The sequence below is a fragment of the Janthinobacterium sp. Ant5-2-1 genome (assembly GCF_001445815.1).
Lineage (GTDB): Bacteria > Pseudomonadota > Gammaproteobacteria > Burkholderiales > Burkholderiaceae_D > Janthinobacterium > Janthinobacterium lividum_E.
In genome coordinates this window covers 1-12,101 of the sequence record NZ_LNCE01000117.1, presented here as the reverse complement: position 1 = coordinate 12,101, position 12,101 = coordinate 1, and the positions used below count along the sequence as shown (strand labels likewise).

General features: G+C 60.5%; 9 protein-coding genes and 1 tRNA gene. 8 read left to right on the top strand and 2 right to left on the bottom strand.

What is annotated here, in order from left to right; translation table 11 throughout:
* Nucleotides 1–38 precede the first annotated feature (38 nt).
* A complete protein-coding gene (gene acs, locus ASN89_RS25415; protein WP_058051200.1) occupies nucleotides 39–2,045 on the bottom strand; it encodes an acetate--CoA ligase in 2,007 nt (668 codons plus the stop codon).
* A gap of 308 nt (nucleotides 2,046–2,353) precedes the next feature.
* Between acs and ASN89_RS25410 the strand changes: the two genes are divergently transcribed.
* The 5 genes from ASN89_RS25410 to ASN89_RS25390 all read left to right on the top strand — a co-directional run bounded on the left by ASN89_RS25410 (nucleotide 2,354) and on the right by ASN89_RS25390 (nucleotide 7,259).
* Nucleotides 2,354–2,974, top strand: a complete 621-nt coding sequence (locus tag ASN89_RS25410) for a YqhA family protein (RefSeq protein ID WP_034760097.1) — start codon at nucleotides 2,354–2,356, stop codon at nucleotides 2,972–2,974.
* Between the two features lie 80 nt (nucleotides 2,975–3,054).
* Nucleotides 3,055–4,596 carry a fumarate hydratase gene (locus ASN89_RS25405; protein ID WP_058051199.1) on the top strand — a complete coding sequence of 514 codons (1,542 nt, stop codon included), beginning with the start codon at nucleotides 3,055–3,057 and terminating at the stop codon, nucleotides 4,594–4,596.
* Between the two features lie 65 nt (nucleotides 4,597–4,661).
* Nucleotides 4,662–5,507 (top strand): glutamate racemase, encoded by an 846-nt coding sequence (gene murI, locus ASN89_RS25400; protein ID WP_058051198.1) that lies wholly within the window; start codon nucleotides 4,662–4,664, stop codon nucleotides 5,505–5,507.
* A gap of 133 nt (nucleotides 5,508–5,640) precedes the next feature.
* Nucleotides 5,641–5,716, top strand: a tRNA-His gene (locus ASN89_RS25395).
* 181 nt (nucleotides 5,717–5,897) lie between these two features.
* On the top strand, nucleotides 5,898–7,259 hold the full coding sequence (locus tag ASN89_RS25390) for a family 43 glycosylhydrolase (RefSeq protein WP_058051197.1): 1,362 nt from the start codon (nucleotides 5,898–5,900) through the stop codon (nucleotides 7,257–7,259).
* A gap of 9 nt (nucleotides 7,260–7,268) precedes the next feature.
* Here ASN89_RS25390 and ASN89_RS29125 read toward each other — a convergent pair whose 3' ends face one another.
* Nucleotides 7,269–7,715: a response regulator gene (locus tag ASN89_RS29125; protein ID WP_081368151.1), complete on the bottom strand. Its 447-nt coding sequence runs from the start codon at nucleotides 7,713–7,715 to the stop codon at nucleotides 7,269–7,271.
* Nucleotides 7,716–8,002: 287 nt separating this feature from the next.
* Here ASN89_RS29125 and ASN89_RS25380 point away from each other — a divergent pair, with 287 nt between their 5' ends.
* From ASN89_RS25380 to ASN89_RS25370, 3 genes are all read left to right on the top strand, one after another.
* Nucleotides 8,003–10,108 carry a TonB-dependent receptor family protein gene (locus tag ASN89_RS25380; protein WP_058051196.1) on the top strand — a complete coding sequence of 702 codons (2,106 nt, stop codon included), beginning with the start codon at nucleotides 8,003–8,005 and terminating at the stop codon, nucleotides 10,106–10,108.
* A gap of 333 nt (nucleotides 10,109–10,441) precedes the next feature.
* Complete coding sequence (locus ASN89_RS25375) at nucleotides 10,442–11,101, top strand: PEP-CTERM sorting domain-containing protein (RefSeq protein WP_058051195.1); 660 nt, start codon at nucleotides 10,442–10,444, stop codon at nucleotides 11,099–11,101.
* A gap of 259 nt (nucleotides 11,102–11,360) precedes the next feature.
* Complete coding sequence (locus tag ASN89_RS25370) at nucleotides 11,361–11,810, top strand: hypothetical protein (protein WP_058051194.1); 450 nt, start codon at nucleotides 11,361–11,363, stop codon at nucleotides 11,808–11,810.
* Nucleotides 11,811–12,101 lie beyond the last annotated feature (291 nt).

The following is a 12,101-nucleotide window of genomic DNA, read 5'->3' as shown; positions in this document are numbered from 1 at the left end:
CCCGGATGTTGGTTTGGGTTTTGGCTACCCAAGCAACATCAGGACGCTTCCTTCAACTGCTCCAGAATCGCCGGGTTTTCCAGGGTCGACACATCCTGCGTAATCGTCTCGCCCTTCGCCAGCACGCGCAGCAGGCGGCGCATGATTTTGCCGGAGCGGGTTTTTGGCAGGTTGTCGCCGAAACGGATTTCCTTCGGTTTCGCGATCGGGCCAATTTCCTTGCCGACCCAGTTGCGCAGCTCCAGGGCCAGCTTCTTCGCCTCCTCGCCTGTCGGACGCGCTTGCTTCAGCACCACGAAGGCGCAGATCGATTCGCCTGTCGTATCGTCCGGACGGCCCACCACGGCGGCTTCGGCCACCAGCGGGTTGGCGACCAGGGCCGATTCGATTTCCATCGTGCCCATGCGGTGGCCCGACACGTTCAGCACGTCATCGATGCGGCCCGTGATCGTGAAGTAGCCGGTGTCCTTGTTGCGGATGGCGCCGTCGCCTGCCAGGTACATCTTGCCGCCCAGCTCTTCCGGGAAATAGCTGGACTTGAAACGCTCGGGGTTGTTCCAGATCGTGCGGATCATCGATGGCCATGGGCGCTTCACAACCAGAATACCGCCCTGGCCGTTCGGCACGTCCTGGCCCGCTTCGTCGACGATGGCGGCCATGATGCCCGGCAATGGCAGGGTGCAGGAACCGGGGACCATCGGCGTGGCGCCAGGCAACGGGGTGATCATGTGGCCGCCCGTTTCCGTTTGCCAGAAGGTATCGACGATCGGGCATTTCTCGCCGCCGATGTTTTTGTAGTACCACATCCACGCTTCCGGATTGATCGGCTCGCCGACCGTGCCCAGCAAGCGCAAGCTCGTCAGGTCGTAATTGCTTGGATGGACTTTCGGGTCCACGTCGGCCGCCTTGATCAGCGAACGGATGGCCGTTGGCGCCGTATAGAAGATGCTGACGTTGTGTTTTTTGATGGTTTCCCAGAAACGGCCCGCGTTCGGGTAGGTCGGGATGCCTTCGAACACCACTTGCGTGGCGCCCACGGCCATCGGGCCATACGCGATGTAGCTATGGCCCGTCACCCAGCCGATGTCGGCCGTGCACCAGAACACGTCGTCGGGCTTGATGTCGAAACTCCACTTCATCGTCAGCGCGGCCCACAGCAGGTAGCCGCCGCTCGAGTGCTGCACGCCCTTCGGCGTGCCAGTGGAACCGGACGTGTAGAGAATAAACAATGGATGCTCGGCATCGACCCATTCCGGCTCGCATTGCGCGCTCTGGCCTTCGACCAGGTCGTGCAGCCACGTGTCGCGGCCGGCCACCATCGGCAGGTCGCTGCCCGTGCGTTTATACACGATGACGTTTTTCACGCAGTCGCAGCCGCCCAGCGCCAGCGCTTCGTCGACGATGGATTTCAATGGCAGCTTTTTGCCGCCGCGCAATTGCTCATCGCCCGTGATGACGGCCACGGCGCCCGCGTCGATGATGCGTTCCTGCAAGGACTTCGCCGAGAAGCCGCCGAAGACGACGGAATGGGTGGCGCCGATGCGCGCGCACGCTTGCATGGCGGCCACGCCTTCGACGGACATCGACATATAAATGATGACGCGGTCGCCCTTGGCGATGCCCTTGGCTTTCAGGCCGTTGGCGAACTTGCAGACTTTTTCGTGCAGTTCTTTATATGTTGCCTTGGTGACAGTGCCGTCGTCCGCTTCGAAGATGATGGCCGTCTTGTCACCCAGGCCGTTCTCGATGTTGCGGTCCAGGCAGTTGTACGACACGTTCAGCTGGCCGTCTTCGAACCATTTGTAGAATGGGGCGTTGTCTTCGTTCAGGGTGCGGGTAAACGGCTTTTTCCAGCTCAGGTTTTCGCGCGCCAACTTGGCCCAGAAGCCTTCGTAGTCGCGTTCGGCCTCGGCCACCATGGCGCGGTAAGCGTCCATGCCGGAAATCGTTGCCTGTGCGGCAAATGCTGCCGACGGGTCAAATACGCGTGACTCTTCTGGTCCCTGCTGCTGCGTGCCCTGCCCTTGGTTCTCTGTAGCGCTCATGCTTGTCTCCAGTGTAGTAATTGTTTGCTAACACGATAGGCCCCATGTCTTACGGACGCCTTACATGTCGCGTTTATGCAGCGTTTTACCCCTATCAAGGCTAACCATAAGCGCCTTCAGCAATAGGAGTCAAGGGGACGCCGTACAGTATTTTCGCTGGGAAAATGCATGGTGCGCCGAAGGTTCAATACCACTTTGTGTTTCATCAAACCTAATAATCAGAAGCAAGGCCATGCGCAGTAATCAACAGCAAGTGTAAAATGTCGGGCATGCCAAAAATTGGTATTTACTCCCCCAGGAAACCCCACATGATCGACCACCTACCACCGACTACCAAGCATACCAAGCTGCATCCGCTGTCCGCCTTCATCTTCATGTCGCGCTGGCTGCAGTTGCCGCTGTACCTGGGCCTGATCCTCGCACAATGCGTGTATGTATTTCATTTCTGGGTGGAATTGTCCGACCTGATCGGCGCCGTGTTCGGCAATGATGCAGCCCTGCAGCACGTCATCAGCGCCGTGACCGTGCCTGGCGTGCCACCGCCAGTCAAGCTGAACGAAGCGACCATCATGCTGGTGGTATTAGGCCTGATCGACGTGGTGATGATTTCGAACCTGCTGATCATGGTCATTATCGGCGGCTACGAAACCTTCGTTTCGCGCATGCACCTCGATGACCACCCAGACCAGCCGGAATGGTTGTCGCACGTAAATGCTTCCGTGCTGAAGACGAAATTGGCGATGGCCATCATCGGCATCTCGTCCATCCACCTGCTGAAGACCTTCATCAACGCCACCGCGTATGCCAAGGAACCGAACGTGGTCATCGCGCAAACGGTGATCCACATGGTCTTCATCCTGTCCGCCATGGCAATCGCGTACACCGACCGCATCATGACGGTGACACAGAACCAGGCACGACCGCACTAAACCCGAAGCCCATGGCTGCCAGCGGCGGCCATGGGCTTTCAGCAAAGAGTCTTACCCTTCTTATCTACCGCGAGAACACCATGACTGTCATAAAGCAAGAAGACCTGATCGAATCCGTCGCCGCAGCGTTGCAGTACATTAGCTACTACCACCCTGCTGATTACATCGAGCACCTGGCGCGCGCCTACGCGGCCGAGCAAAGCCCGGCGGCAAAAGATGCGATCGCGCAAATCCTGACCAACTCGCGCATGTGCGCGGAAGGCAAGCGTCCTATCTGCCAGGACACGGGTATCGTCAACGTCTTCCTGAAAATCGGCATGGGCGTGCGCTTCGAGGGCTTCTCCGGCACCGTCACCGACGCCGTCAACGAAGGCGTGCGCCGCGCGTACAACTTCGACGACAACAAGCTGCGCGCTTCCATCGTGGCCGACCCGCATTTCGACCGCAAGAACACCAAGGACAACACGCCAGCCGTCGTGCACATGGAACTGGTGGAAGGCAATACCGTCGACGTGAAAGTCGCTGCCAAGGGCGGCGGTTCGGAAAACAAGTCGAAGATGATCATGATGAACCCGTCCGACTCGCTGGTGGACTGGGTCATGAAGACCGTGCCCACCATGGGCGCCGGCTGGTGCCCGCCAGGCATGCTGGGCATCGGCATCGGCGGCACGGCCGAAAAAGCCATGCTGATGGCAAAAGAAGTGTTGATGGAAGACATCGACATGTTTGAGCTGAAACAACGCGGCCCGCAAAACAAGCTGGAAGAACTGCGTATCGAGCTGTGCGACAAGATCAACTCGCTGGGCATCGGCGCGCAGGGCCTGGGCGGCCTGACGACCGTGCTTGACGTGAAAATCATGATGCACCCGACGCACGCCGCGTCGAAGCCTGTCGCCATGATCCCGAACTGCGCCGCCACGCGCCACGGCCACTTTGTGCTGGACGGCTCGGGCCCTGCCTACATGGAACCGCCATCGCTGTCGTCGTGGCCGGAAGTGCACTGGACGCCGGACACGGAAAAGTCCAAGCGCGTCGACCTCAACAACCTGACGAAAGAAGAAGTCGCTTCGTGGACGCCGGGCCAGACCTTGCTGCTGAACGGCAAGATGCTGACCGGCCGCGACGCCGCGCACAAGCGCATCCAGGACATGCTGGCCAAGGGCGAGGAATTGCCGGTCGACTTCAAGAACCGCGTGATCTACTACGTCGGCCCGGTCGACCCGGTACGCGACGAAGCCGTCGGCCCGGCCGGTCCGACGACCGCCACGCGCATGGACAAGTTCACCGACATGATGCTGGAAAAAACCGGCTTGATCGCCATGATCGGCAAGGCCGAACGTGGCCCGGTCGCCATCGAATCGATCCAGAAGCACCAGTCGGCCTATTTGATGGCCGTGGGCGGCGCCGCCTATCTGGTGTCGAAAGCCATCAAGCACGCCAAGGTGCTGGGCTTTGCCGACATGGGCATGGAAGCGATCTACGAATTCGACGTCGTCGACATGCCGGTCACGGTGGCCGTGGATGCGAAAGGCACCTCGGTGCACAACACGGGCCCGAAAGAGTGGCAGGCGAAGATCGAGCAACTCAATAGCGTGAGCAAGATTCCCGTGACGGTTGTTTAAACAAGCTCTACCATTAACGCCGCGCGGCAATCAGCGCGGCGTTTTTTTATCTACTCCGGTTTCCCATGACTTCTATTGCAAGCAATGCTCACCCTGACGCGCCCATCGGCATTTTTGACTCCGGCGTGGGCGGCCTGTCGGTGCTGCGCCATATCCGCGCGCAGCTGCCGCAGGAAGACCTGATTTACTTTGCCGATTCCGGCCATGCGCCGTATGGCGACAAGACGGAACAGCAAGTGATCGACCGTTCACTGGCAGTGGCCGGTTATCTGCTGCAGCAAGGCGCCAAGGCACTGGTGGTGGCGTGCAACACGGCCACCATCGCCGCCATCAAGGCGCTGCGCGCGCGCTACCCGGACTTGCCCATCGTCGGCGTCGAGCCGGGCCTGAAACCGGCAGCCGCCATCAGCCGCAACGGCAAGATCGGCGTGCTGGCGACCGAGCGCACTTTGCGCGGCGACAAATTGCTGGCCTTGCGCGAACAGGTCAGCAGCGCCACCGGCGCCACGTTCATCTTGCAACCTTGCGTCGGCCTGGTCGAACGCATCGAACAGTCCGCGATGGGCAGCGACCCGCTCGACGCCACCAGCGCCATGCTCGACCGCTATATCGCGCCACTGCTGGCGCAAGGCGTCGATACCCTCGTCCTCGGCTGCACCCACTACCCTTTCGTGCAGGACGCCATCGAACGCACGGTGCGCGCGCATACGCAGGAAAAGATCACCCTGGTCGACACCGGCGAAGCCGTGGCGCGCCAGCTGACCCGCCTGCTCGACGCTGCCAGCCTGCGCCGCAGCGGCAACGACGCCCCGCAGCTGCAAGGCTACACGACGGCCAAGGTCGAAGCCCTGGCGCAAGCCTTCGCCGGTTTGCTGGATTTGCACCCGCCTGTCGAACACCTGTCCGTATGAGGGAAAACAGGCGTTTTCATGCAATCTTTCGATTCTTTAAAAAAGACTGCATTTAGATTTGCCACTTTGCCGAGTTCTTTGTATAATTCGGCACCTGTTCAGCAAAACAGCTAAACAGGTAAGTAAGACAGTGGTGGCTGTAGCTCAGTTGGTAGAGTCCAGGATTGTGATTCCTGTTGTCGTGGGTTCGAGCCCCATCAGCCACCCCACAGAATAAAGGAGAGCCCGGTTTTCGAACCGGGCTTTTTCTATTCCAGCGCCGCTTTTATTTCTTCTCCGATACCGGCCCCGGTATCGCTTCCTGTAAAAAATTCATTAGTGCAAATTTGACCATCGCCCTACTCTGGGGTGCGGCCTGGACCGCCCCATAAAAACAGTACGGAGACAACGATGAAGCAAATCCTGGCAGCACTGTGCCTGATGTTCTGCGCCCATGCGGCGCAAGCGGTCAACCTGACGGGCGTGCCGAATGCGCACGACCCCGGCACCCTCACGCGCGACGGCGACACGTATTTCAATTTCACGACGGGCGATGGAATCTGGTATTCCACCTCGACGGACCTGCTGAAATGGTCGGCCGGCCCCGCGCCCGTATTCAGCACGCCGCCGGCCTGGATTGCCAATAAAATCCCCAACTTCAGCGGCTCGTACTGGGCGCCGGACGTGATCCACATGAACGGCTATTACTATTTGTATTACTCGGTGTCCACCTTCGGCACGTCCGTGTCGGCCATCGGCGTGGCCCGTTCCGCCTCGCTGAAAAACCCGAGCTGGACGGACCTGGGCATCGTCGTGCAATCGTATGGGGGCGGCGCGGAAATCAATGCCATCGACCCGGCCCTGTTCCGCGATTACGACGGCAAGGTTTACATGTCGTATGGCTCGTTTTTCGGCGGCATCGGCGTGACGGAAATCAACCAGGCCACGGGCAAGACAAGCGGCAACGTCACCACCATCCTCGATGGCGGCGGCAAGGATATCGAAGCGCCCTACATCACGCGCGACGGCGAGTATTACTATCTGTTCGCCAACCGCGGCAAATGCTGCCAGGGCGCCGCCAGCACGTATTACGTGGAAGTGCAGCGCGCCGGCAGCGTGACGGGGCCGTACAGCGGCACGCGCACGGTGCTGCCCAACCTCGACGGCAAGTACAAGGGCCCTGGCCATATCGGCGTGCTCAAGCAGGATGGCTGCAACTACACGTCGATCCACTACTACGACGTCAACGACAATGGCGCGGCCAAGCTCGATATCTTAAAAATGACGTATGAGGGCGGCTGGCCCAGCCTGACGCGCAACTTCGCCATCGCCAGCTGCGGCGGCATCTCGGACGGCCCCACGGTGCTGCGCTCACGCCTGAGCGGCAAGGCGCTGGCCGTGGCGGGCGCCGGCACGGCGAATGGCGCGCTGGTGCAGCAGCAAACGTATACGGGGGCAAAACACCAGCAATGGTATGTGGTGGGACACGGCGATGGCTACTACAGCCTGATCAATGCGAACAGCCTGCTGGGCCTGGACGACTACAACAACTCGACCACGGCCGGCACGAATATCGCGCAATGGAACTACTGGGGCGGACTGGGCCAGCAATGGCGTTTCGCCAGCCCCGTTGCCGGCTACCAGACGATCAGCAACCGCTACAGCAACCTGACCCTGGACGTCTTAAATCTGAGCACGGCGGAAAACGCGCAGATCATCCAGTGGAATCTGACCAATGCGAACAACCAGCAGTGGTCACTGAGCCGGCCGTAGGGTGGGAACCTACCCCGCCAGCACCGACTGCACCGTCGTCGCCAGGTCTTCCAGGCGCACGGGCTTGACGAGGAAGTGGCGGAAGCCAACGGCCAGCGCGTCGTCCATGTACATGGGCAGGCTGTGGCCGGTGACGGCGATCAGCACGGCGTTGGCCGTCTCGGGATTGTGGTGCAGGCGGCGGCCGATTTCGATGCCGCTGATGCCGGGCATTTCGATGTCGAGGTAGACGGCGTCGGGCACGCACAGCTTGACTTGCTCGACGGCCATCTGCCAGTTGCGCACCACCACGGCGTGGTGGCCCAGCGCTTCGAGCAGCATGGCCAGCGATTCGCCCACTTCCTGGTTGTCGTCGACCACCAGCAGATTCAATTTGCGCGCAGCACTTGCCGGCTGGTCGCCCTGGCGGCGTTCCACGGAGGAAATGCCTGGTGTCGTTTCAGTTGTCTGGCTCATTGTACGTTCACGTCTGACGGCTGCAAAAGCGGGAGTATACAAGAAGCGCACGCAATGCCGCCGCACCCGAGCAATGGTGCCAAGCGACAATCCGGGCGACTCGCTGTACCGGATCAACAACACTTGCTTGCTACTCACAGGGAAAGCCGGCACTACGCAGTGTTCGCAATTGACGGATAAAATGAGAATCATTATCATTATCATCCCCTTGCGCCGGATGTCCACGCCACGATGTTGTCGCGCCGCCCGATTGCCCGCGCAAACATTGTCATTACGGAGATCCATGCATGGCCGCCACATTTTCCACACTGCCCTTTTCGCTGCGCCCGTGCGCGCTGGCCATCGCCCTCGCCTGCCTGAACGCGCCCATCGTCGCGCGGGCACAGCAAGCCAATACGGCTGATAACGCCGGTCCCATCCTGGAATCGATCCAGGTCAGCAGCAACCTGCTGGGCACCAGCATGGCCGCCAGCACGAAGAATTTCGCGGGCGCCCGCACGGTGGTGCAAAAGGATGACATCGAGAACTCGGGCGCGACCAGCCTCAGCGACGTGATGCGCCGCATTCCCGGCGTGCAGATCAGCGACAACTCGGGCAGCGCCGGCAGCGCCATCTCCCTGAATATCGGCGTGCGCGGCCTGGCCGGACGCTATTCGCCGCGCAGCACGGTCTTGCTGGACGGCATCCCGATGTCGGTGGCGCCGTATGGCCAGCCGCAACTGTCGTTCGCGCCCGTCAGCCTGGCCAATGTCGAGACGGTCGACGTGGTGCGCGGCGGCGGCGCCGTGCGCTTCGGCCCGCAAAACGTGGGCGGCATCATCAACTTCAAGACGCGCCGCGTGCCCACCACGCCCGGCATCACGGGCGACGCCACCATGCGCTACAACTCGTACAGCGAAGTGGGCCACAACACGCAGGCCAGCGTCTTTGCCGGCACCCAGCTCGACAGCGGCCTGGGCCTGGCCGTGCTGTATTCCGGCATCCGCGGCAGCGACTGGCGCGTGGGCAGCGATGAGAAGGTCAACGACTTCGCCCTCAAATTCCGCTACGACCTGAGCCCGACGGCCGAGGTGTACGGCAAGCTGTCCTACTACGACGTGACGTCGCGCACGCCGGGCGGCCTGACCGCCGCGCAATACAAGCAGGACCCGTTCCAGAACACGCGCCCGACCGACTTCTGGAGCGGCGAGCGCAAGGCCGTCGACATCGGCTACCTGAACGCGCTGTCAGGCACGCAGGAATTCGAGGTGCGCGCCTATTACAACAAGAGTTCGCGTGAAAGCACCCTGATCAGCGGAAAAAACCGGGGCCGCCAGCCGCGCAACTATGAAACGGCGGCCATCGAGCCGCGCTACACGCAGCGCTTTACGACCGGCAAGGTGTCGCAGGACGTCACCGTCGGCTACCGCTACCTGGCCGAACGGGCTGACGAGACCATCTACAACATCGTCATCGCCAGCGGCGTAAAGCAAAAGCCGACGCGCTTCGCCGACAACTCGACCGATGCGCAAGCCGTGTATATCGACGACAAGATCGCCATCGACGCATGGCGCATCACGCCGGGCGTACGCTACGAGCACATCAAGACGGAACGCTTCAATCACTTGCCGACCGACCAGAAGATCGATCTGCTCAACAACAAGGCCCTGCCCTCGCTGAACGTGGCCTACTTGCTCAACAACAACGTGACCCTGTTCGGCAACTACAACAGCTCGTTTGGCGCCGTGCAAAATACGCAGCTCAATGCACAGTCAAGCAAGAACCCGCTGCAGCCGGAACTGGCGAAAACGGCGGAGCTGGGCGCGCGCTGGAAGAGCGGCCAGCTGTCGGCTGAGGCAACCTTGTTCAACATCAAATTCGACAACCAGATCCAGTCCATCGGCAGCGGCGAAAACGTCATCTTCTACAACGTGGGCGCCACGCACCACCGGGGCCTGGAATCGGCCGTCGACTACCACTTCGACAAGTCCGGCGCGCTGGCCGGCTTGAACGCCTACGCCACCTACACCTATACCAAGGCGACCTTGCAGGATGGCGTGAACGCGGGCAACGACGTGCCCTTCTATTCGCGCACCACGGACACCATCGGCGCCCACTACCAACTGGGCGCCTGGGGCTTCGACCTGTCGAGCAGCCACCAGAGCCGTCAGTTCGCCGACGAAGCCAATACCATGGCGGAAAACGCGGCTGGTAACTTGGGCGTGATTCCCGGCTTCCGTACCTGGAATACGCAAATGAAATGGAAAGTGCCAGGCCAGAACGGCCTGGAACTGGTTGCCGGCGTCAACAACCTCGCCGACAAGCGCTACTTCACGCGCACCTCGGATGGCAACCTGGGCAAGCTGGTGGGCGCGCCGCGCATGGTCTACCTGCAGGGCCGCCTGGCCTTCTGACCTGATCCGACGCCCCGCCTATCGCATCGATAGGCGGGGACGCACGCTTGCGGCAGACAACAGCCTGCACCATTGTTGTAATGGTGCAGGCTTTTTTTTACGCACTCGATGTCACAAAAATTCTTTGCTGCAAGCACGCTCAAGGCCGTGTTCGCTCTGGAGCAAAATTGCAATTAGTTCATCATGGAAATCAATTGCAGTACAGACACAAATGATTTCACAATTACAAATATTTTCAGCGAGCGAATGTTCTTTATGTGATTTTTGGTGATATTCTTTAAATGTCATTTAAGAAATTGAATGATCTTTTAATTAACTAAAACGAGAGCTCACATGAACACGCCTGCCACCTTGCTGAAAATTGCCGCACTGGCCACCCTGGTCACCGCCGGCGCCGCCAACGCCGCGACCGAACTGGTGGTCAACGGCAGTTTTGAAAGCAACGCCATTTCCTCGTCCTACGCCCAGCTGAGCGCCGTCACGGGCTGGAGCTCGTCCGTCAGCGGCAACACGGCGTTTGAAATCCAGAAGGGCGCCACGCAAGGCGGCCAGGGCGGCTTCAACCCTGTCGCCGCCGATGGCATCCAATACCTGGAACTGAACACGGAAAGCCTGTCGTCCACCTACCAGAGCATCGCTACCACGGCCGGTGGCACCTACGCGTTGTCGTTCGCCTATTCGGGCCGTCCCGACACGCCAGGCGGTGCCAGCAGCCTGATGAATGTGTACTGGGGCTCGACCCTGCTGACGCCGACGGCACTGGTCGGCAACACGGGCGGCACCTGGCAAACCTACAGCCAGAACCTGACGGCGCTGGGTTCGTCCACCGTGCTGCGCTTCGAATCGATCGGCCCGGTCTCCGCACCGACCTATGGTTCCTACCTGGACAACGTTTCGGTAACGGCCGCCGTGCCGGAACCGGAAACCTACGCCATGATGCTGCTGGGCCTGGGCTTGCTGGGCTTCATGGCACGCCGCAAGACTGCCGCCTGAGTCCCGGCAGTCGCTGCGCAACAGCCGTCCCGCCGTTTGGCCGGACGGCTTTTTCACGTTTGAAAAAGCATGCACAGCCGCATTAAATGTTGCCAAAAAGAATTAAATTAGCGCTACAATAGCGGGGTATCAAGCAATGCCAAGCATCGCTCCGCCAGGGCCCCTACCCCGCCCTGATCATCAGCACGCATTTTTTGAACAGGATGACTGGCGCTGCCGGGCCCGATCGCGCTCCCGGCACGGCCACCACACACGCACCATGTCTGCAGAAAAAACCATTACCGAAACGAGTTCCTACGGCAAGGAAACGCCCGTGGGACGTCCCGACATCGATGGCCGCGCCGGTATTTTCGTACCCACGGCGGAATTCGACATCAGCAACAACACCACCATCCGCAAGGGCGCGGGCATTGTCGGCTTCGGCAACCTCGATGGCACCCTGACCGTGTATTTCGAAGCGAACCGCTTCGACGAAAGCAATCTGCACAAATGGGAACACAAGGCGCGCAAGGCGTATGACCGCATGGTCATGGGCGCACCCACGGTGTCGAAAGCGAAAATCGATGCGCGCATGCTGGAGCAGGTGGGCATCATCGATGGCATGGGCATCAATCTCAAGCACCCGGAACGCCTGACGCACTGGCTGGCGATCTCGAACGTGCCGGACACGGCGCCCGAAGAGCCGGTAGTGCGCTGGAAAAACCGCTAGGCGGCCGGAGAGCGAGGCGGGGCGCCAGGCGCGAGGTGTTGTCCTACAAGGTGGCGGACATTCATCCGATGCCCAAAGGCATCAACTCATCCTATGATGAAAGCCTGACAACACACCTCATCCCACTCAGGAGTACGACATGTCCCGCCTCATCCCGATCAGCTTTGGCGCCTTGCAAATAGGTCTGGCAGCGGCGGCGATGTACATCCTGTGCTCGGCGGACGTGCTACACCAGGGCTCGGTGTATTTCCACTAGTAAAATGACAAAGCCGGACAAGCAGCGCTTGTCCG

Bases quoted from the DNA above. Each gene is read 5' to 3' on its own strand.
- acs (WP_058051200.1), bottom strand. From the start codon at position 2,045: ATGAGCGCTACAGAGAACCAAGGGCAGGGCACGCAGCAGCAGGGACCA.
- ASN89_RS25410 (WP_034760097.1), top strand. From the start codon at position 2,354: ATGATCGACCACCTACCACCGACTACCAAGCATACCAAGCTGCATCCG.
- ASN89_RS25405 (WP_058051199.1), top strand. From the start codon at position 3,055: ATGACTGTCATAAAGCAAGAAGACCTGATCGAATCCGTCGCCGCAGCG.
- murI (WP_058051198.1), top strand. From the start codon at position 4,662: ATGACTTCTATTGCAAGCAATGCTCACCCTGACGCGCCCATCGGCATT.
- ASN89_RS25390 (WP_058051197.1), top strand. From the start codon at position 5,898: ATGAAGCAAATCCTGGCAGCACTGTGCCTGATGTTCTGCGCCCATGCG.
- ASN89_RS29125 (WP_081368151.1), bottom strand. From the start codon at position 7,715: ATGAGCCAGACAACTGAAACGACACCAGGCATTTCCTCCGTGGAACGC.
- ASN89_RS25380 (WP_058051196.1), top strand. From the start codon at position 8,003: ATGGCCGCCACATTTTCCACACTGCCCTTTTCGCTGCGCCCGTGCGCG.
- ASN89_RS25375 (WP_058051195.1), top strand. From the start codon at position 10,442: ATGAACACGCCTGCCACCTTGCTGAAAATTGCCGCACTGGCCACCCTG.
- ASN89_RS25370 (WP_058051194.1), top strand. From the start codon at position 11,361: ATGTCTGCAGAAAAAACCATTACCGAAACGAGTTCCTACGGCAAGGAA.